This window comes from Haematobacter genomosp. 1 (assembly GCF_002196855.1).
GTDB lineage: Bacteria > Pseudomonadota > Alphaproteobacteria > Rhodobacterales > Rhodobacteraceae > Haematobacter.
The window spans coordinates 28402-48164 of the sequence record NZ_NIPW01000038.1 but is presented as its reverse complement, the minus strand read 5'-3'; the positions used below and the strand labels follow the sequence as shown (position 1 = coordinate 48164).

Here is a 19763-nt window from a genome sequence, read left to right as displayed (position 1 = left end):
AGCCGTCCGATGGCGGCGGCGGTATCGCCCATTCGGTTGGAGAAGCCCCATTCGTTGTCGTACCAGGAGAGGATGCGGCACAGCCGGCCCTCCATCACCTTGGTCTGGTCCATGTGAAAGACCGAGGACCGGGGGTCGTGGTTGAAGTCGGAGGACACGTTCGCCTCCTCCGTGAAGCCGAGGATGCCTGTCAGACGCCCCTCCGCCGCCTTGCGGATCGCCGCGTTGATCTCCTCCACCGTCGTGTCCCGCGCAGCCTCGAACACCAGGTCCACCACCGAGACGTTCGGCGTCGGAACCCGGATCGCAACCCCGTCCAGCTTCCCCTTCAGCTCCGGCAGCACAAGGCCCACCGCCTTCGCCGCCCCCGTCGAGGTCGGGATCATCGACAGCGCCGCGGCCCGCGCCCGGTAAAGGTCCTTGTGCATCGTATCCAGCGTCGGCTGATCCCCGGTATAGCTGTGGATCGTCGTCATGAAGCCCCGCGTGATGCCGACCGCGTCGTTCAGGACCTGCGCCACCGGGCTCAGGCAGTTCGTCGTGCACGAGCCGTTCGAGATCACCAGATCCTCCGGCCGGAGCACCTTGTCGTTCACCCCGAACACGATCGTCTTGTCCGCCCCCGCAGAGGGCGCCGACACCAGAACCCGCTTCGAGCCGTTCTCCAGATGGATCGCCGCCTTGTCCCGGTCGGTGAACAGCCCCGTGCATTCCAGCGCGACATCCACCCCCTGCCACGGCAGCTCAGCAGGGTTGCGCAGCGCCGTCACCTCGATCGGGCCCCGGCCGACGTCGATCGTCGAACCCTTCACCCGCACCTCGCCCGGAAACCGGCCGTGCACGCTGTCGAACCGAAGCAGATGCGCGTTCGTCTCAACCGGGCCAAGATCGTTGATCGCCACAATCTCGACATCTTTCCGGCCAGACTCCACTATCGCCCGCAATATGTTCCGCCCGATCCGGCCAAATCCGTTGATCGCTACCGTCGTCGTCATGCGCCTCTCCCCGATAGACCAAGCATGGTTAGCGCTAACATATCGGAAAGGCGGGCAGGAGTCATCCACCCTCCGCGCGCCTTTCCTGCCATACGCGGCTTGCGAAGCGGCCCGCCATCGGCCAGAACCGCTGGCAACAGGAGCGAGCAAGCGAGAGACCCCGTGCTGTCCGATATCGACATCGCCCGAGCGGCGGAAAAGCTGCCCCCCGCAGAGATCGGCGCGCGGATCGGCATCCCGCCGGAGGCGCTGATCCCCTACGGCCGCGACAAGGCCAAGCTGGATCCCGCCTATCTGAAGACCCTGGACGGCAGGCCGGAGGGGCGGCTGATCCTCGTCACCGCCGTCAACCCCACCCCCGCGGGCGAGGGCAAGACGACGACTACCGTCGGCCTGGGCGACGGGTTGCAGCGCATCGGCGAGAAGGCGGCGATCTGCCTGCGCGAGGCAAGCCTCGGTCCCTCCTTCGGCATGAAGGGCGGGGCGGCGGGCGGCGGCTATGCACAGGTGATCCCGATGGAGGACATGAACCTCCATTTCACCGGGGATTTCCATGCCATCGGAGCGGCGCACAACCTGCTGTCTGCGATGATCGACAACCACATCTACTGGGGCAACGCGCTGGGGATCGACCAGCGGCGCGTGGCATGGAAGCGTGTGGTGGACATGAACGACCGCGCGCTGCGCGAGGTGGTCCTGGGCCTTGGCGGTGCGCCGAATGGTTATCCGCGCGAAGGGGGCTTCGACATCACCGTGGCGTCCGAGGTGATGGCCTGCCTCTGTCTGGCGGAGGACTTGGCGGATCTGGAGGAGCGGCTTGCCCGTATCGTCATCGGCTTCCGCAGTGACAGGTCGCCGGTCTATTGCCGCGACCTGAAGGCCGACGGCGCGATGGCGGTGCTGCTCAAGGATGCGATGCAGCCCAACCTTGTCCAGACGCTAGAACATACGCCGGCCTTCGTGCATGGCGGGCCGTTCGCGAATATCGCGCATGGCTGCAACTCCGTCGCCGCGACGCGGGCGGCGCTCCGTCTCGCCGATTTCGTGGTGACGGAGGCCGGTTTCGGGGCCGATCTCGGGGCGGAGAAGTTCTTCGACATCAAGTGCCGCTCGGCGGGGCTGAAGCCGGATGCGGTAGTGATCGTGGCCACGGTCAGGGCCATCAAGTTCCACGGCGGCGTGGCGCGCGAGGATCTGGGGCGGGAAGATGTGGAGGCCGTGCGCCGTGGCGCGGCCAACCTCGTGCGGCATATCGAGAACGTGCGGAAGTTCGGCGTGCCTGCGGTGGTCGCCATCAATCATTTCTCCTCCGACACGCCGCAGGAGACGCAGGCGCTGATCGAGGCGGCGGGGCAAGCGGGGGCGGAGGCCTATCCCTGCACCCACTGGGCCGATGGCTCGGCAGGGCTTCTGCCGCTCGCCCGCCGGGTGGCGGAGATCGCGCGGTCCGGCGAGGCGCGGTTCAGGCCGCTCTACCCTGCCGACCTGCCGCTGGAGGAGAAGATCGCCACCGTGGCCCGCCAGATCTACGGCGCCGCCGACGTGAACCTGCCCGAGCAGGCCCGCAGCCAGCTCCGCCGCTGGGAGGAGGAGGGCTATGGCCACCTGCCGGTCTGCATGGCCAAGACGCAGTATTCCTTCTCCGCCGACCCCGCGCTCCGCGGCGCGCCGACCGGTTTCACCCTGCCGGTGACGGAAGTGCGGCTGTCGGCGGGGGCGGGTTTCATCGTCGTCCTTTGCGGCGAGATCCGCACGATGCCCGGGCTGCCGCGCCACCCTGCCGCCGAAACCATCCGGCTGGATGGCAAGGGCAACATTCAGGGGCTGTTCTGAAGCCGCTTTCGGCACCGGGCCCGATTGCAAGGCGGTATTCCAGCGGCTAAGAGGCGCCATCGCCCACAGCGCGGGAGACCGCCTTGAAACAGCCACAGGACTGCCGGTCGATGGTCGAACTCCGGTCCGCCATCGACACGCTGGACCGTGAGATCGTAGCCCTTCTGGTGCGCCGCGCGACCTATATCGACCGTGCCGCGCAGCTGAAACCGGCGGAAGGCCTGCCCGCCCGTATCGAGGCGCGGGTGGAGGAGGTCGTGGCCAATGTGCGCCGCGCGGGCACGGAGCTCGGTCTGGACCCCGACCTGACGGAGGCGCTCTGGCGGCGTCTCATCGACTGGTCCATCGCGCGCGAGGAGCAGGTGCTCGGCCCATCGGCCAATGCCTCGGCTAACCCACCGACCCGCCCATTGGCCAGCCCATCGGAAGGACAGACGGAATGACGGCAAAGATCATCGACGGCAAGGTTTTCGCCGCCGGCATCCGGGAACGTGTGGCGGTGGAGGCCGCGCGGATCAGGGCGGAGGCGGATATCATCCCCGGTCTCGCCGTGGTTCTGGTGGGAGAGGATCCGGCCAGTCAGGTCTATGTGAAGAACAAGGGTGTCCAGACCCGTGCCGCGGGGATGGAGAGCTTCGAGTATCGCCTGCCGTCCGAAACGCCGGAGGCCGAGCTTCTCGCCCTCATCGACCGGCTGAACGCCGATCCCGCGGTGCATGGCATTCTCGTCCAGCTTCCCTTGCCGCGCCATATGGACGAGGCGCGGGTTATCAACGCCCTCGACCCGGCGAAGGATGTGGACGGGTTTCACGTCATCAACGTGGGGCGTCTCGCCACCGGGCAGAAGGCGATGGTCCCCTGCACGCCGCTCGGCTGCCTGATGCTGCTCCGCGACCAGCTGGGCGATCTGGCGGGGCGCAGGGCGGTGGTCGTCGGGCGCTCCAACATCGTCGGCAAGCCGATGGCGCAGCTTCTGCTGCGGGAAAGCTGCACGGTCACCGTTGCCCACAGCCGGACGCACGACCTTCCCGCGCTCTGCCGCGAGGCGGAGATCCTCGTGGCGGCGGTGGGCCGTCCCGGGATGATCCGGGGCGACTGGATCCGTCCGGGGGCTGTCGTCATCGATGTGGGCATCAACCGCATCGACGCGGGCGAGGGCCGGACACGGCTGGCGGGCGACGTGGCCTTTGACGAGGCGGCGGAGGTCGCGGGCGCGATCACTCCTGTGCCGGGCGGCGTCGGGCCGATGACCATTGCCTGCCTTCTGGCCAATACGCTCACGGCCTGTGCACGGGCGAACGGGCTGGCAGAGCCGGAGGGGCTGACGCTCTGAGGCCCGACGCGTAGCTTCCAATGTGTAAGGCGGTATCACAGGAGCCATCTTGATCTGGCAGGCTGCTGAAAAAGTTCAGAATCCTCATGCCTGTGCTCTGGAAATCGGCAAACCGCCCCCGGAGCGCCTCAAAACAGGTGGATTTCCGGCTGGATTTCTTCTGATTGCGAACGATTTCAGCTCCAACGCAGAGCTGGAAACCTTTCTCAGCAGCCTGCGAGGGCGCTGGCCTCGTCGGGGAGGAAGGCGACCGATGGCGGGGATCAGGCCCCCGCGGGCGGATCGACCGGGATCATCGTCCCTTGCACGATGGCGATGGTGCGGGTTCGGCCCGCCTCCTCTGCCACCACTTCGCCGCGCACGACGATGAGCCGCCGTCCGGCACGTACGACCTCCCCCGTCGCGATCAGCCGGTCGCCGATGGCGGGGGAGAGCAGGTTGATCTTCATTTCCGCCGTCATCACTTCGGTGCCCGGAGGGATGAGCGTCAGCGCCGCATAACCCGCCGCCGTATCGACCAGCGTGAAGGTGGCGCCCGCATGACCTGCGCCGTGCTGCTGGCGGGTTTCTGGCAGGAGGGGGGCGGAGATGACGCAGCGACCCTCCGCCACCTCATCCAGCGTCGCCTTCAGCGTCGCGAGCATGGATTGCCGCGCGAAACTTGCCCGAATACGGCTCTCCAGCGGCTCTGTCGCGGTGTCCATCGGTCCCTCCCTCTTTCTGTCAGACAATTGCGGGTTTTTCCCGCCGGGGGAAGCGGAAGTTCAGCCAACCGCCGCCATGGGCACGGCGCGCGCCGAAGGTCCGGTGAGCACGGCGAGCGCCCCGGGTGCCATGAGGGAGGCAAGCACCGCGCTCTTGCAGCCAAGCCCGCCGGTGTAGCTGCCGAAGGCAGGCATGATGACCCGCGTGCCGTCGATCAGGAAGCAGGGGCGGGAGACGCTGGCGCCCCCCAAGCCCAGACGGGCCTTGGGGTGATAATGGCCGGAAACCTCGCCGCTGGCTTCTTCCGCGATGTGGCGGAAGACCAGCGGCCCGACCGTCACCGCCGCCACATGCGCGCCGCCAAGCGCCACGGGACCGGGGTCGTGGTTGCCCTCCACCCAGAGCCAGCGACGCCCCGCCATCAGGCGAAGAAGGCGCAGCCGCTCCTCCTCCCCGATCTCATCCGCCGCCGCGGCATCGTCGAAACTGTCGCCAAGCGCGATCATCGTGGCGGGCCGGAGCGCATCTACCAGCGTCTCCAGACGGAACAGCGTCTCGGCCACCTCATAGGGCGGCAGAAGCTGGCCCCCCCGCCGGGCCGCGCGCCGCGCCTTGCCGAAATGCAGGTCCGACACGGTGAGCACTCCCCGCTCCGGCCACCACAGCGCACCGGAGGAGAGGGCCGTCAGCCGCGCGCCCTGAAGCTGAAACGTGAAACCGTTCATGCTCCGTTCTTGACCTGCGCATTCGGGATTCGCAAGTCGGCGATTTGCAGGCCGGCGGGTTGCAGGTCGGCTAGCCCGGCTTCCTCCAACAACCTCTCCGCCCTGTCGGCGAGCAGACGCTCCCGCCCCGCGCCGTCGATCGGGACCCGGCCATGCTCCAGCATCAGCGGCGCGGAAAGCGGGGTCACCCTGTCGAGCCGCACAAGGTCGATCCGGTCGCCCACGCGGTCCAGCATCGTCTCGATCCGGCCGAAATCGACCAACCCGCGCATCGCCTCCTCCCGCGTGGCGCGGAGCATCAGGTGATCGGGGTCATAGCGGCGGAGCGTGTCGTAGAGGATGTCGGAGGAAAAGGTTGCCTGCCGTCCCGATTTCCGCTGCCCGGGCAGGTTGCGGGTGATCAGCCCGGCGATGGTGGCGACCGCGCGGAAGGACCGTTTCATCACAGCATTGCCCTGCAGCCAGCCCTCCAGCCCCTCCCGGAGCCGTGACCGGTCGAACAGCGGGGCGGCGTCGGTCATCGGCTCCAGCCCCCAGATCAGCGTGGCATAATCGGTGGCGACGAAGCCCAGCGGGCCAAGCCCCTCCTCCTCCATCCGGCGCGTGAGCAGAAGGCCGAGCGTCTGCTGCGCATTCCGCCCCGCGAAACCGTAGATGCAATGATGGATGCGCCCGTCATGGGGGAAGCATTCGATCAGCAGCCGGTCGCGTTCCGGCAGGCGGGAGATGTCGCGTTGCAGCGCCAGCCAATCCGCGGTGTGGCGCGGAAGGCCGGGCCAGTCGCGCCGGGCGAAGATGTCGAGGATCCGGTCGGTCAGCAGGGTGGAAGTGGCGAACTTGGTGCCGTCGTACACCGCGATCTTGGGATCGGCGCCGGGGCTGCGGCTCACCTCCACCGTCAGGTCGCGCAGACCTTCGTAGCGCACCACCTGACCTCCGATCAGGAAGGTGTCGCCGGGTGTCAGCGTGGCGGCGAAGGCCTCCTCCACCTCTCCCAGCGGCTGACCCTGCCCGCGGAACCGGACGCGCAGCTTGTCGGTGTCGATGATCGTGCCGAGGTTCATGCGGATGGTCTGCGCGCTCCGCGGATCGCGAAGCTGCCACAGGCCGTCCGGCCCCTGCCGGAGCCGCTGCCAGCGGTCATAGGCCCGGAGCGCATAGCCGCCCGTCGCGGTGAAATCCAGACAGGCGTCGAAATCGCCCCGCTTCAGCATTGCATAAGGCCCGGCGGTCACCACCTCGGCGTAAAGCCGGTCCGGATCGAAGGGTCCGGCGGCGGCGGTGGCCGCGATATGCTGGCAGAGCACGTCGAGCGGGCCGGGGCCGCGCGGCTCCCCGTCCAGCGCATGATCGCGCATCGCGTCCAGCGCGGCCTGACATTCCACCACCTCGAACCGGTTCGCGGGCACCAGCAGCGCCTTGGACGGGGCATTGTAGCGGTGATTGGCCCGCCCGATCCGTTGAACGAGGCGCTTGACGTTCTTGGGCGCACCCACCTGAATGACCAGATCGACATCGCCCCAGTCGATACCGAGATCAAGGCTTCCCGTGCAGACGATGGCGCGGAGCGCGCCCGCCGTCATCGCCGCCTCCACCCGCTCCCGCGCCTCCCGTGCGAGGCTGCCATGGTGGATGGCGATGGGAAGATCATCCCCGTTCGCCAGCCAAAGATCGCGGAAGAACAGTTCCGCCTGCGCCCGCGTGTTGTGGAAGATCAGGGTGGTGCGATGGCGCTTCACCTCCTCCAGGATCGCAGGAATGGCATAGCGCCCGCCGCCGCCTGCCCAGGGCGGCGGGACTTCGGTCGCGAGCATGGCGATGTCCGGGTCCGGGCCGGGATCGGCAGCAAGGATCCGGCAGGGCGCCGGATGGCGGGCGAGAAAGCGGCCGAGCGCGGGCGGGTCCTCCACCGTCGCCGACAGGCCCACGCGCCGGAGACCGGGCGCCAGCATCTCCAGCCGTGCGAGCGACAGCATGAGCTGATCCCCGCGCTTCGAGTCCGCAAGTGCATGGATCTCATCGACGATCACCCGCTTCAGCCCGGCGAAAACCCGTGGCGCATCCTCATAGGACAGCATGAGTGCCAGACTTTCGGGTGTGGTGAGCAGGATATGGGGCGGGTCGGCGCGCTGACGCTTGCGGCGGGTCTGGCTGGTGTCGCCGGTTCTGTCGTCCACGCGGATCGGCAGCGCCATCTCCTCGATCGGACGGAGAAGGTTGCGCCGGATGTCGGCCGTCAACGCCTTGAGCGGCGAGACATAGAGCGTGTGGAGACCGGGTTTCGGCGCAGCGGCAATGTCGATGAGCGACGGCAGGAACCCCGCCAGTGTCTTGCCTCCGCCCGTCGGTGCGACGAGCAGCAGCGCCGGTTCCGCCGCATGGTCCAGCATCGCCCGCTGATGCGGATGGACAGACCAGCCACGTGCGGAGAACCAGTCGTGAAACGGGGGGGGAAGGGTGCTCATCCCCCTTATCTAGGAGCGCGCCTGCCCGGCTTCGAGTGGTCCGCGTTGTGGTTTGAGGGGCCGGCTTTCCGTTCCGCGCAGGGGACTGCTCCGCAGCGTTGCGGCTGTGCTCCCCGTCACCGGCTCACCGTCAGAAGGCCGACTGTCCCGTTCGCGCGGTGGAAGTACTGCTCCCGCGCCGTCGGGCCGACCATTCCGCTTGCGCGGCAGAAGCGCGTGCCCGGGCCCCATGCTGACTATCCCGCTTGCGAGGCGCAACCTCCCGCCTCGCCGTGCCCCGACCGCTGACGGAACGATGCAGGGAAAGGATGGAGCGACGAAGCCGCAGACTACGCAAGGCCTGACCTGTCATCCCCCGGAAGGTCAACGCAAAGGCATTGCTTGCTACAATTCCCAAGCCAGGCTCTTGATGCGCGATGGTATTCACCCAGCGATCCAGAAACGTCTCATGCAATCAGGAGCGTCGCCGGGCAACTATCCTTGCCCGCACAGCGTGCAGGGGCTCAGCCGCGGGCCGGAATATCTTGCAGCAAGCCGCGGGCATCCGTATCTCGAGGGCGTCGATAACGACCGCCGGGCGACAGTTCTCACTCGCACCCGCGCTGGGCGTCAGCCGTGCGGCGGAATATCTCGCGGCAGACTGCAGATATCCGTATTCTCATCCGCAGCATTCTGGACCGCCGCCGGACGACGGTCCCTGATCCCACTCCATGCAAGAATTCAGCAGTGGGCCGGGATATCTCGCGGCATGCCGCCGGCATCCGTATCTCGAGCGGGTCAATAACGACTGCCGGGCACCGGTTCTTACTCGCACCCGCGCGGGGCGTCAGCCGTGCGGCAGGCCGAGAGGGCATCAGTATTCTTACACGCGATCAGGAGCGCAGCCGGGCGACAGTTCTTAGTCTCACGCCGCGCGGGACTTCAGCCTCGCGGCGGAGTATCGCGCGGCAGGCCGCGAGTATGCAGGCACATAAGGACCGCCGCCGGAAGACGGTCCCTGATCTCACTCTGTACAAGGGCTCAGCCGCCGGTCGGGATATCTCGGGGCAGACCGGGTGGCATCCGCATTCTCATGCGAATGGCTCAGTCCTCGGCGAAGACGTCGGCCCATTCGGGATGGCGCTGCCGGAAAGCGATGACGAACGGGCAGGTGGGGTAGATCTTCACCCCCTCCTCCCGCGCGTCGCTCACCAGCCGTTCCACCAGTGCTTTGCCGATGCCCTCGCCCCGAAAGGCGGGGGGCACGCCGGTATGGTCCGCGATGATGAGGCGGGGCGAGGCGATGGAATAGGTCAGTTCCGCCTCCGATCCGTCCTTTTGCACCACGTAGCGGCCCTTGCTGCCCAAGACTTCTCTTTCGATTTTTGCTTCAGTCAACGATCGTAGCCTCCGTTAGGGACCGAAGCTCTGCCTCGGTCACGCCATCCGCAAGCTCCACGATCTTCAGGCCGCCCGGCACCACGTCAAGCACTCCGAGGTTGGTGACGATGCGGTCCACCACCGCCTTGCCGGTGAGCGGGAGCGTGCACTCCTTCAGAACTTTCGACTCACCCGCTTTGTTCGCGTGATCCATCACGACGACCACACGTTTCACCCCGGCGACAAGATCCATCGCCCCGCCCATGCCCTTCACCAGCTTGCCCGGGATCATCCAGTTGGCCAGATCACCCGTCTCCGACACCTCCATCGCGCCGAGGATGGCCATGGCGATCTTGCCGCCCCGGATCATGGCGAAGCTCTGCGCGCTGTCGAAGAAAGCAGTCTGCGGAAGCGCCGTCACCGTCTGCTTGCCCGCGTTGATCAGATCGGGATCCTCCTCGCCCTCATAGGGGAAGGGACCGATGCCGAGCATGCCGTTTTCCGATTGCAGCGTGACGTTCACGCCCTCGGGGATGTAGTTCGCGACCAGCGTCGGAATGCCGATGCCAAGGTTCACATACCAGCCGTCCTGCAGATCCTGCGCGGCGCGCGCGGCCATGCGGTTGCGGTCCCAGCCCTTCTTCACCTCGCCGGCCATCAGACTTCCTCCCCTGCCGCGGCGGAGGCCGGGCGCGCGCGCGTGGTGCGCTGTTCGATGCGGTTTTCGTGATGGCCCTGGATCAGCCGGTGGATATAGACGCCCGGCAGGTGGATTTCGTCCGGGTCGAGAGAGCCGACGGGCACGATCTCCTCCACCTCGCAGACGCAGATCTTGCCGCAGGTCGCGGCGGGCGGGTTGAAGTTGCGGGCGGTCTTGCGGAAAACGACATTGCCGGTCTCGTCGGCCTTCCACGCCTTGACGATGGAGAGATCGGCGACCAGACCGCGTTCGAGGATATAGGTCTCCCCGTCGAACTCCTTGTGTTCCTTGCCGTCCGCGATGATCGTGCCGACGCCGGTCCTGGTGTAGAACCCCGGAATGCCCGCCCCGCCCGCGCGCATCCGCTCGGCCAGCGTGCCCTGCGGGTTGAACTCCACCTCGATCTCGTTCGACAGGTATTGCCGCATGAATTCCGCGTTCTCGCCCACGTAGGAGGAGATCATCTTGCGGATCTGCTTGGTCTGGAGCAGCAGGCCCAGCCCGAATTCATCCACCCCGCAGTTGTTGGAGGCGATGACCAGTTCCTTGGTGCCTGCGTCCCGGATCGCAGAAATGCAGAGTTCCGGGATGCCGCAGAGGCCGAAACCGCCCGCGGCGATCAGCATTCCGTCGAACAGAAGGCCGTCGAGAGCCTCCTCAGCGCTGCCGTAGATCTTCCCCATCCGGTCCTCCCGTCCGTTTCCCTCGCGGAAGTTGTGGCAACGGGGGCAGGGCATGTCAATGCGCCCGCAGCAAGGGCCGCCCCTCACTCGCTGGAGGCGGCTTTCTTTGCGGCAGTCTTTGCCGCCGGCTTTTTCGCGGCAGCCGTCTTCGCAGGCGCCGTTTCTGCGGTGGCCGTTTTTGCGGTGGCCTTTTTCGCCGGCGCTTTCTTTGCCGGAGCCTTCTTGGCTGCCGCTTTCTTCGGTGCCGCCTTCTTGCCCCCCTTGGTGGCCTTCGCGGCGATCAGGGGCAGCGCTTCCTCCAGCGTGACGGTCTCCGGCTGCACTTCCTTGGGCAGGGTCGCATTGACCTTGCCCCATTTGACGTAGGGGCCATACCGCCCCGCCATCACCTGCACGGGACCGCCGTCGGGATGCTCCCCGAGTTCCTTCAGCGGCGCCGCCTTGGCCGCGCCGCGTCCGCGGGAGGCTTTCTGGGCCAGCACCTCCACCGCGCGGTTCATGCCGATGGTGAATACCTCTTCCACATCCGGCAGGTTGGCATAGGTGGTGCCGTGTTTGACATAGGGCCCGAAGCGCCCGATGCCCGCCTCCACCAGCACGCCGTCCTCCGGGTGGTCACCGATGGGCCGGGGCAGTTCCAGAAGCTGCAGCGCCTTCTCAAGCGTCATTTCGCCCGGCGCCCAGCCCTTGGGAAGCGAGGCGCGGGGCGGCTTGGGCACATCCTCCGACGCCTCCCCCCGCTGCACATAGGGGCCGAAGCGGCCGGTGCGGATGGTGATGGGCAGGCCCGCCTCGTCATTGCCGAGGATGCGGCCATCGGCGGACAACGCCTCCTCATCCCCGCCGGGAGCGGAGAGGGGGCGCGTGTAGCGGCATTCGGGATAGTTTGAGCAGCCGATGAACGCGCTGCCGGAGCGGGCGGTCTTCAGGTGCAGATCGCCCTTGCCGCAGAGCGGGCAGAGCCGCGGATCGGAGCCGTCGGCCTTTGGCGGGTAGAGGTGCGGGGACAGAACCTCGTCGATCTTGTCGAGCACCTCGGAGATCCGCAGATCCGACGTGCCCTCCAGCGCGGCGGAGAAATCCTTCCAGAACCGCGCCAGCACATCCTTGTAGTCCCGCTCCCCGGCGGAGATGTCGTCGAGCTGCCCCTCCAGATCGGCCGTGAAGTCGTATTCGACATACCGGCGGAAGTAGTTGGTCAGAAAGGCGGTGACGAGCCGGCCCTTGTCCTCCGGGATCAGGCGGTTCTTCTCCTTGCGGACGTATTCCCGGTCCTGGATCGTCGTGACGATGGAGGCATAGGTGGAGGGCCGGCCGATCCCCAGCTCCTCCATCCGCTTGACGAGGGTGGCCTCCGTGTAGCGGGGGGGCGGCTGGGTGAAGTGCTGCTCGGGCTGGATGTCGCGCTTTTCCGCGCCCTCGCCCTGCATGATCTGCGGCAGCCGGGCGCCGTCCTCATCGCCATCGTCGTCGCGGCCTTCCTCGTAAACCCTGAGGAACCCGTCGAACAGCACGACCTGCCCTGTGGCGCGCAGGCCCACCTGCCCGTCGGCGGAGGTCACGTCCACGGTCGTCCGCTCCATCCGGGCGCTGGCCATCTGGCTGGCGATGGTCCGCTTCCAGATCAACTCATAAAGCCGCCGCTGGTCGGTGTCGGAGACGCCGAGCTTCTCCGCCGACACCGACATGTCGGTCGGGCGGATGCACTCATGCGCCTCCTGCGCGTTCTTGGCCTTGTTCTTGTAGAGCCGCGGGCTGTCCGGCACGTAGTCCTTGCCGAAGCGCCGGCCGATCTCCGCCCGTGCGGCAGAGACCGCCTCCGGGGCCATGTCGATCCCGTCGGTCCGCATATAGGTGATGTGGCCCGCCTCGTAGAGCCGCTGGGCCGCCGTCATCGTGGCCCGCGCGCCCATGCCGAACTTGCGCGACGCCTCCTGCTGGAGGGTGGAGGTCATGAAGGGAGGGGAGGGGTTGCGGCTTGCGGGCTTCGATTCGACACCCTGCACCGTCAGGTCGCGGGAGCGGATCGCCTGCACCGCGATCTCCGCCGCCTCTGCCGTCGGAATGTCGTAGCGGTCGAGCTTCTTGCCGCCCAGAACGGTCAGCCGCGCCTGATACTCCTGCCCCCGCGGCGTGACCAGCACGGCCGTCACGGACCAGTATTCGCGTGCGCGGAACGCCTCGATCTCCATCTCCCGCTCGACGATGAGCCGCAGGCAGACGGACTGCACCCGGCCTGCCGACTTGGCCCCCGGCAGCTTGCGCCAGAGCACGGGCGAGAGGTTGAACCCCACCAGATAGTCGAGCGCGCGGCGGGCGAGGTAGGCTTCCACCAGCTCCATATCCACGTCGCGGGGGGCCTCCATGGCCTTGGTGACGGCATCCTTGGTGATGGCGTTGAAGGTCACGCGGGAGACCTTCTTCTTGGCGATCGACTTGGACAGCGCTTCCTTCAGGTGCCAGGAGATGGCCTCCCCCTCCCGGTCGGGGTCGGTGGCGAGGATCAGCGTGTCGTCATCCTTCAGCGCGTCGGTGATCGCCTTGACATGCTTCTTGCTGTCGGAGGCAACCTCCCACTTCATGGAGAAATCGTGCTCGGGATCGACGGAGCCATCCTTCGGCGGCAGGTCGCGGACATGGCCATAGGAGGCCAGAACGGTGAAACCGGGGCCAAGGTATTTGTTGATGGTCTTGGCTTTGGCGGGCGATTCGACGACGACGACGGCCATTCATCCTCCTGCCGCGGCGCAGGTGTGAGTGTCGGCCGCGCGGCGGCTTACATGTGACGGGACGCCCCGCTTGTCAACCGGGGGGCGGCGGCAGGGCAGCCGTCCCCCGCGCGCAAATCAGCGCAGAACGCCATCGCCGTTTTTGTCGGCGGAGGCGAAGTCGGCCATGATCTGATCGGTGAACTCCTTCTTCGAGAGCCAGCCGTTCCGGTCCTTGTCCATGATCTGGAACTGGGAGGCAGACAGGATCTGGCCTGTCTCCGACGGTTCAAGCCGCCCGTTGCCGTTGGTGTCGAGCTGGGTGAAGGCCCGTTCGGCATAGGCCTGCATCTCGGCCCGGGTGACGGTGCCGTCGCCGTTGGAATCCATGAGCTGGAGGACGCGTTCGTCAATCACGCCCACGCCTTCGGATTGCGCGAGCACAGGCGTCGCAAGAAGCGTCGCGGCGCAGGCGAGGATCAGTTTGCGGTTCATTCTTGTCTCTCCCCTCAGCCACAGGTCAGCTGGTTACCGGCCTGACCGCCGAGCGCCGCACCGGTCGCGGTGATGATCGTCCGGCCCGACCCGCCGCCGAAGGCATTGCCGAGCGCGGCGCCCAACACGGCACCCGTCACGCTGCCCGCGATACATCCGGCCTCATGCTGACGATAGGCGCGCTCCTCCGGTGTCGTGGGGCCGCAGGCCGCGAGGGCCAATGCCGCAGCGCAGCACAGCAATCCGGTTCGTTTCAACATACGATCCTCCGTTGAGTTTCGACGCGTCCGGGCGCGTCTGCCATGCCCTCAAGGTGACGCAGGCATGGAACGAGTCAAATATGCAGGCGGCATATCGCGCGCCGCATCCCGGTCGCGCGCGGACGCTGTTTTCGTCAGCAATGCCGGGCGTCGCTCGAAACCGGGCGGCCGAAAGCGGTCGCGTGCTGGTCGCTGTCGGACCCGTGTGCGCCGGAGGCGGAGCAAGGTGGTGGCCGAGGTTGCTGCCCGCGGGCAAGGTGGAGGCGGTAGGCGCGCTCCGCCCCCGGTCGGACCCGTTTTGCAGGACGCGGAGACCATAAGCGCGCGGGAGGGGCCGGAAAAGCTCCGATACTGACGGTCTGATCGGACGGGCCAAGCCGCTCGGACGGGCCATGCCGCGCCCGGGCGGGGACGTGTGCCCGTGGCCCGAGCATCCCTGCTTGTTGACGGCCACGCCGTGCGCGGGCGGGGACGTGGAAACGCCGGAAAACGTGGCAGTGAGCCGGCCTGGCCGCACGGGTGGGAGGGGCTGCACTGCCGCCCGTCCTGCATGGCGGGCGTATCCTTCAGGAAAGGGATGTCCTGATCGAACAGCATCCCCGTCTCATTGCGCGTCATGCCCGGCTCAGCAGGCCACCCGGATGGCGGAGCACGCGGCCCTCCAGCTCAAGGGAGAGCAGGGCCGGGGCGCCCTCTCCCACGCTGATGCCGAGATCGCGGAGCACCTGATCCTCCGGCACGGGGCTGCGACTCAGCCGATCCAGAATCAGATGAGGAAGCGGAGCATTGTCCCGGGCAGGGGCGGACAAGTCCCCGGCCGGCCGGGGACTGCGCGCCCCAAGGTCCGGGCGGGCGCGACAAATTGGCGCATCCGGGAGCCGTGGCACCCCTTTGCCGTGGCACGGGAGTTGGCCGGGAAGCGCCGCGATCACATCCTCCACCCCCCGCACCAGAAGCGCCCCCTCCCGGATGAGCAGATTGCATCCGCCCGCGCGTTCATCCAGCGGATGACCGGGAACGGCCATCACCTCCCGCCCCTGATCCAGCGCGTTCCGCGCGGTGATGAGGCTGCCGGAACGGGGAGCCGCCTCCACCACCACCACGGCGTGACTGAGGCCGGAAACGATCCTGTTGCGCTGCGGGAAATGCCTTGCCAGCGGCTGCATTCCCGGCGGCTGCTCGCTCAGGCGCAGGCCGGAGGCTCCGATCCGGGCCGCGAGATCGGTGTTTTCCCGGGGATAGATCACGTCGATGCCGCCCGCCTGAACGGCGATCGTGCCGTGGGGAAGCGCCGCCTCATGCGCCGCAGTGTCGATGCCGCGGGCAAGGCCGGAGACGACCGGAAACCCGGCCTCAGCAAGCGCGCCCGCGAGCCGTCGCGCCATGCGGATACCGAGGCTTGATGCATTGCGCGCGCCGACCAGCGCCACCAGCGGCTTCGTCAGCAGGGAAATGTCGCCGAGCGCCCAGAGAAGCGGCGGTGCATCCGGGATTTCGGCCAGCAGGCGCGGGTAATCCGGCTCTCCCTCGAACAGCAGGCGCGCGCCAGCCGCGCGGCCCGCCGCGATTTCCGCCCGCGCGAGCGCCGCGCCGGCGGGACGGTAATCACGCGCGCCCGACGCCGCCGCAAGGGCGGGAAGCGCCTCCAGCGCCCGCAGCGCGGAGCCATGTTCCGCGAGGAGACGCCGAAAGGTCAAAACCCCCACCCGCGCCGACCGGATCAGCCTGAGCCGCGCGAACCGTTCTTCCTCCGCCAGCAGAGGGGCGGGGAGAGGGCTGGGCATATCCTTCATCGTCCGGCTCCATCCTGCACCACGGAGCCACTGTCGCCGAAGAACGTTAATAGCAGGTGAATCCGACGTCCGCCCTTGCAGGTGAGCAATCAGCAGCATGCATGCCGGTCATCCCGGCAGCAACGCGCCGGAGCCGGTAACGCAGGCCATTGTCCGTGCAACGGGGCCAATCCGACCCCGCCGCGGACTCAGAGCTTGCTGCCCCCGACCGTCAGCCCACCGATGAGCAGGGTCGGCTGACCCACGCCGACGGGCACCCACTGACCCGCCTTGCCGCAGTTGCCGATGCCGGGGTCCAGCTTCAGGTCATTGCCGACCGCCTGCACATGGCGGAGCGAGGTCGGTCCGTCGCCGATCAGCGTCGCGCCCTTCACCGGCGCGCCGACCTTGCCGTTCGTGACACGGTAGGCCTCGGTGCAGGAAAAGACGAACTTGCCGCTGGTGATATCGACCTGTCCGCCGCCGAAACCCACGGCCCAGATGCCGTCTTTCACGCGGGACACGATTTCCTCCGGGTCGTCCGGCCCGGCCAGCATGTAGGTGTTGGTCATGCGGGGCATCGGCGCATGGACGTAGCTTTCCCGGCGGCCGTTCCCGGTGGGTTCCACGCCCATCAGGCGGGCGTTCTGGCGGTCCTGCATATAGCCGACGAGAATGCCGTCCTCGATCAGCACGTTCTTGCGGGAGGGGGTGCCCTCATCGTCGATGGTGATGGAGCCGCGGCGGTCCGGGATGGTGCCGTCATCCAGAACCGTCACACCCGGCGCGGCGACACGCTCCCCCAGAAGGCCTGCGAAGGCGGAGGTCTTCTTGCGGTTGAAGTCGCCCTCCAGCCCGTGTCCCACCGCCTCGTGCAGCAAGATGCCGGGCCAGCCGGGGCCGAGCGCCACATCCATGATGCCCGCAGGCGCCGCCTCCGCGCCGAGGTTCACGGCGGCGATGCGAAGGGCTTCCCGCGCGGCGGCCTGCCAGTTCTCCGGCGCGATCAGCCCGAGCAACCCCGCCCGTCCGCCGCCCCCCGCAGAGCCGGATTCGCGCCGCCCGTTCTCCTCGATCATCACGGAGATGTAGATCCGGGTCATCGGCCGCACATCGGCCAGCCGGAGGCCATCGGGGCGGAGGATCTCCACTTCCTGATGGCTCGCGGCGAGGCTGGCGGAAACCTGCACCACACGCGGATCGAGCGCGCGGACCCAGTCGTCGATCTCCCGCAGCAGATCGACCTTGGCCGGGAAGGAGACGCCGTCGATCGGGTTCTCGTCCGTGTAGAGCCGCCGGTTGGTGCCGGGCGGCGGCGGGGCCATGACGCCGCCGCCGTCGCCCACGGCCAGCCGCGCCGTCTCCGCCATGCGGCGGAGCGCGGCCTCGCTGATCTCGGAGGAATGGGCATAGCCCGTCACATCGCCCTTCACGGCACGAAGGCCGAAGCCTTCGGACGCATCGTAACTCGCCGAGCGGATTCGCTGATCGTCGAGCACGAGCGCCTCCGACCGGCGCCGTTCCAGGAAAATCTCGCCATCCTCCGCACCCGAGAGCGTCTCGCGCAGCAGCGCCAGCGCCCGCCCCTCGTCGATCATCGTCTCGAAAGGACGGAAGGAATCGGACATGGTCATTGAAGAACCGTACTTTTGTTCAGGAAGCGCCGCACACGTTTTGCTTGTCGCGCATGACCTAATATGGTTTCAGGGGACAGGGAAACAATGGGAAACTGCCGCAAGGCGGTTCAGGCACGGCTGACTGCTTTCCGGGGAAGTGCCGCGCCATATGGGACGGAGAACATGCGCCTTTCGACCACGCTCACGGGATTAGCCACGACTGTCGCCGCATCCCTCGCCAGCTTTGCCGCCAGCGCACAGACCGCTGAAACCCCGCCCGATGGAATCGGGGGTCTTCCGGTCGTGGGCCATCCGGTCGACGGTGCGATCGGCTTCCAGCCCGCCGCGACGGAACTCGCCCGCGATATCCACTGGCTCGACGGTCTGCTGCTGTGGATCATCGTGCCGATCGTGCTGCTCGTCACCCTGCTTCTCGTGTGGTGCATCCTGCGCTACAACGAGAAACGCAACCCGAAGCCCGCGCGCTTCACGCACAATTCACCGCTCGAGATCACCTGGACAATCGTGCCGATCCTGATCCTCGTGGTGATCGGTTCCTTCTCGCTGCCGATCCTGTTCAAGCAACAGGAGATGCCGGAGGCCGATATCCGCATCAAGACGACCGGCTACCAGTGGTACTGGGGCTACGAATATCCCGATGAAGGCATCGCCTTCGACAGCATCATGCTGCCGCGGGAGGATCTGGCCGAGAACGGATATGCCGATTCGGACTACCTCCTCGCCGTGGATAACGCCCTGGTCGTTCCGGTGGGCGCGACGGTCGTGATGCAGGTGACGGCGGCGGACGTGATCCACTCCTGGACGATCCCGGCCTTCGGGGTGAAGCAGGACGGCGTGCCCGGTCGCCTCGCCGAGCTCTGGTTCAAGGCGGAGCGGGAGGGTATCTACTTCGGCCAGTGCTCGGAATTGTGCGGAATCAACCACGCCTACATGCCGATCACGGTGAAGGTCGTGAGCCCGCAGGTCTATGCCGACTGGCTGACCCGGGCGAAGGAAGAGTTCTCCGCCGATGCCGGCCCGCTCCCCTCGGAGCGGCTCGTGCGGCTGGCGCAGGCCGAATGAGGCAGGCTGCCGACAGCCGGTAACCGGCTGACGCAGGCCCACTGACAAAAAGCGCGCCGCCCCGGCGACGTGCGGAGAGAAGGCAGGCATGAGCGACACGTTCCATCAACACGCGGACATCCAGGGCGGAGAGGGCAGCTTCGGCGATTATCTCGCCCTGCTGAAGCCGCGGGTGATGTCGCTCGTGGTGTTCACCGCGCTGGTCGGACTGCTGGTGGCGCCCGTGCCGGTGCATCCGTTCATCGCCTTCACCTCCATCCTGTTCATCGCGCTCGGGGGCGGCGCTTCGGGCGCGCTCAACATGTGGTGGGACAGCGACATCGACGCGGTGATGAAGCGGACCGCCAACCGTCCGGTGCCCTCGGGCCGCGTGGCGCGCGGCGAGGCGCTCGGTGTGGGGCTCGCGCTTTCCGGCCTGTCGGTGATGATGCTGGGGCTGGCGGCCAACTGGCTGGCGGCGGGGCTGCTGGCCTTCACCATCTTCTTCTATGCGGTGATCTACACCATCTGGCTGAAGCGGACGACGCCGCAGAACATCGTCATCGGCGGGGCTGCGGGGGCGTTTCCCCCCATGATCGGCTGGGCCGTGGCGACGGGGGGCATATCGGTCGAAAGCGTGCTGATGTTCCTCATCGTGTTCATGTGGACGCCGCCGCATTTCTGGGCGCTCGCCCTTTTCATGAACAGCGACTACGACCGTGCGGGTGTGCCGATGCTGACCGTCACCCACGGGCGGAAATCGACGCGGGCGCATATCCTCGTCTATACGCTGCTGCTCGCGCCGGTGGCGATCGGGGCAGGTTTCACCTCCATCGGCGGGCCGGTCTATCTGGCGGCGGCGGTCGTGCTGAACCTCCTGTTCGTGCTGGGTGCGGTCGATCTGTGGCGGCGCAACGAACAGGTGGCGGAAGCCGATGGCTACCGCGCGGAGAAGCGGTTCTTCTCCTTCTCGCTCCTCTATCTCTTCCTGCATTTCAGCGCTTTCCTTGCGGAAGCCGCGCTGCGCTCCTTCGGCATGGGAGGCTGGTGAC

Annotated in this window: 17 protein-coding genes; 5 read left to right on the top strand and 12 right to left on the bottom strand. The window is 67.3% G+C overall.

Annotated elements, in window-relative coordinates; translation table 11 throughout:
- Positions 1 to 995 (bottom strand): type I glyceraldehyde-3-phosphate dehydrogenase (gene gap / locus CDV49_RS16920; protein WP_088216575.1); only part of this gene is annotated, 995 nt, incomplete at its 3' end.
- Positions 996 to 1157: 162 nt separating this feature from the next.
- Here gap and CDV49_RS16915 point away from each other — a divergent pair.
- The 3 genes from CDV49_RS16915 to folD all read left to right on the top strand — a co-directional run bounded on the left by CDV49_RS16915 (position 1158) and on the right by folD (position 4161).
- Complete coding sequence (locus tag CDV49_RS16915; protein WP_256947385.1) at positions 1158 to 2828, top strand: formate--tetrahydrofolate ligase; 1671 nt, start codon at positions 1158 to 1160, stop codon at positions 2826 to 2828.
- Positions 2829 to 2911: 83 nt separating this feature from the next.
- A complete protein-coding gene (locus CDV49_RS16910; RefSeq protein WP_179209247.1) occupies positions 2912 to 3271 on the top strand; it encodes a chorismate mutase in 360 nt (119 codons plus the stop codon).
- Entirely contained in the window at positions 3268 to 4161 is an 894-nt protein-coding gene (folD, locus tag CDV49_RS16905) for a bifunctional methylenetetrahydrofolate dehydrogenase/methenyltetrahydrofolate cyclohydrolase FolD (protein WP_088216572.1), read from the top strand. The genes CDV49_RS16910 and folD overlap by 4 nt, the downstream gene beginning before the upstream one ends.
- A 263-nt stretch (positions 4162 to 4424) precedes the next feature.
- Here the strand turns inward: folD and CDV49_RS16900 are convergent, their stop codons facing one another.
- The 11 genes from CDV49_RS16900 to tldD form a co-directional block, all read right to left on the bottom strand.
- Positions 4425 to 4865: a PaaI family thioesterase gene (locus CDV49_RS16900; RefSeq protein ID WP_088216571.1), complete on the bottom strand. Its 441-nt coding sequence runs from the start codon at positions 4863 to 4865 to the stop codon at positions 4425 to 4427.
- A 60-nt stretch (positions 4866 to 4925) separates the two neighbouring features.
- Positions 4926 to 5591, bottom strand: a complete 666-nt coding sequence (gene pdeM / locus CDV49_RS16895; protein ID WP_088216570.1) for a ligase-associated DNA damage response endonuclease PdeM — start codon at positions 5589 to 5591, stop codon at positions 4926 to 4928.
- Positions 5588 to 8056, bottom strand: coding sequence for a ligase-associated DNA damage response DEXH box helicase (locus CDV49_RS16890; protein WP_088216569.1), 2469 nt, complete (start codon positions 8054 to 8056; stop codon positions 5588 to 5590). The genes pdeM and CDV49_RS16890 overlap by 4 nt, the downstream gene beginning before the upstream one ends.
- Before the next feature lie 1083 nt (positions 8057 to 9139).
- Positions 9140 to 9433: a GNAT family N-acetyltransferase gene (locus tag CDV49_RS16885; protein ID WP_088216568.1), complete on the bottom strand. Its 294-nt coding sequence runs from the start codon at positions 9431 to 9433 to the stop codon at positions 9140 to 9142.
- Positions 9426 to 10073: a 3-oxoacid CoA-transferase subunit B gene (locus tag CDV49_RS16880; RefSeq protein ID WP_035709430.1), complete on the bottom strand. Its 648-nt coding sequence runs from the start codon at positions 10071 to 10073 to the stop codon at positions 9426 to 9428. The genes CDV49_RS16885 and CDV49_RS16880 overlap by 8 nt, the downstream gene beginning before the upstream one ends.
- On the bottom strand, positions 10073 to 10798 hold the full coding sequence (locus CDV49_RS16875) for a CoA transferase subunit A (protein ID WP_088216567.1): 726 nt from the start codon (positions 10796 to 10798) through the stop codon (positions 10073 to 10075). The genes CDV49_RS16880 and CDV49_RS16875 overlap by 1 nt, the downstream gene beginning before the upstream one ends.
- Positions 10799 to 10881: 83 nt before the next feature.
- Complete coding sequence (gene topA / locus CDV49_RS16870; protein WP_088216566.1) at positions 10882 to 13527, bottom strand: type I DNA topoisomerase; 2646 nt, start codon at positions 13525 to 13527, stop codon at positions 10882 to 10884.
- 117 nt (positions 13528 to 13644) lie between these two features.
- Positions 13645 to 14001, bottom strand: coding sequence for an EF-hand domain-containing protein (locus CDV49_RS16865; RefSeq protein WP_088216565.1), 357 nt, complete (start codon positions 13999 to 14001; stop codon positions 13645 to 13647).
- Positions 14002 to 14015: 14 nt separating this feature from the next.
- Positions 14016 to 14261, bottom strand: coding sequence for a glycine zipper 2TM domain-containing protein (locus CDV49_RS16860; protein ID WP_088216564.1), 246 nt, complete (start codon positions 14259 to 14261; stop codon positions 14016 to 14018).
- 614 nt (positions 14262 to 14875) lie between these two features.
- Positions 14876 to 16045: a DNA-processing protein DprA gene (gene dprA / locus CDV49_RS16855; RefSeq protein ID WP_088216582.1), complete on the bottom strand. Its 1170-nt coding sequence runs from the start codon at positions 16043 to 16045 to the stop codon at positions 14876 to 14878.
- A gap of 197 nt (positions 16046 to 16242) precedes the next feature.
- Positions 16243 to 17661 (bottom strand): metalloprotease TldD, encoded by a 1419-nt coding sequence (gene tldD, locus CDV49_RS16850; RefSeq protein WP_088216581.1) that lies wholly within the window; start codon positions 17659 to 17661, stop codon positions 16243 to 16245.
- Positions 17662 to 17832: 171 nt separating this feature from the next.
- On the opposite strand from tldD, the gene coxB reads away from it, so the two are divergent.
- Together coxB and cyoE are read left to right on the top strand one after the other, a co-directional pair.
- On the top strand, positions 17833 to 18732 hold the full coding sequence (gene coxB / locus CDV49_RS16845; protein WP_088216580.1) for a cytochrome c oxidase subunit II: 900 nt from the start codon (positions 17833 to 17835) through the stop codon (positions 18730 to 18732).
- A gap of 88 nt (positions 18733 to 18820) precedes the next feature.
- Complete coding sequence (cyoE, locus tag CDV49_RS16840) at positions 18821 to 19762, top strand: heme o synthase (RefSeq protein WP_088216563.1); 942 nt, start codon at positions 18821 to 18823, stop codon at positions 19760 to 19762.
- Position 19763 lies beyond the last annotated feature (1 nt).

What these genes read in the sequence shown, in the direction of transcription:
- folD (WP_088216572.1), top strand. Translation starts at nt 3,268, where the DNA reads ATGACGGCAAAGATCATCGACGGCAAGGTTTTCGCCGCCGGCATCCGG.
- CDV49_RS16900 (WP_088216571.1), bottom strand. Translation starts at nt 4,865, where the DNA reads ATGGACACCGCGACAGAGCCGCTGGAGAGCCGTATTCGGGCAAGTTTC.
- pdeM (WP_088216570.1), bottom strand. Translation starts at nt 5,591, where the DNA reads ATGAACGGTTTCACGTTTCAGCTTCAGGGCGCGCGGCTGACGGCCCTC.
- CDV49_RS16890 (WP_088216569.1), bottom strand. Translation starts at nt 8,056, where the DNA reads ATGAGCACCCTTCCCCCCCCGTTTCACGACTGGTTCTCCGCACGTGGC.
- CDV49_RS16880 (WP_035709430.1), bottom strand. Translation starts at nt 10,073, where the DNA reads ATGGCCGGCGAGGTGAAGAAGGGCTGGGACCGCAACCGCATGGCCGCG.
- CDV49_RS16875 (WP_088216567.1), bottom strand. Translation starts at nt 10,798, where the DNA reads ATGGGGAAGATCTACGGCAGCGCTGAGGAGGCTCTCGACGGCCTTCTG.
- topA (WP_088216566.1), bottom strand. Translation starts at nt 13,527, where the DNA reads ATGGCCGTCGTCGTCGTCGAATCGCCCGCCAAAGCCAAGACCATCAAC.
- CDV49_RS16865 (WP_088216565.1), bottom strand. Translation starts at nt 14,001, where the DNA reads ATGAACCGCAAACTGATCCTCGCCTGCGCCGCGACGCTTCTTGCGACG.
- CDV49_RS16860 (WP_088216564.1), bottom strand. Translation starts at nt 14,261, where the DNA reads ATGTTGAAACGAACCGGATTGCTGTGCTGCGCTGCGGCATTGGCCCTC.
- dprA (WP_088216582.1), bottom strand. Translation starts at nt 16,045, where the DNA reads ATGCCCAGCCCTCTCCCCGCCCCTCTGCTGGCGGAGGAAGAACGGTTC.
- tldD (WP_088216581.1), bottom strand. Translation starts at nt 17,661, where the DNA reads ATGTCCGATTCCTTCCGTCCTTTCGAGACGATGATCGACGAGGGGCGG.
- coxB (WP_088216580.1), top strand. Translation starts at nt 17,833, where the DNA reads ATGCGCCTTTCGACCACGCTCACGGGATTAGCCACGACTGTCGCCGCA.
- cyoE (WP_088216563.1), top strand. Translation starts at nt 18,821, where the DNA reads ATGAGCGACACGTTCCATCAACACGCGGACATCCAGGGCGGAGAGGGC.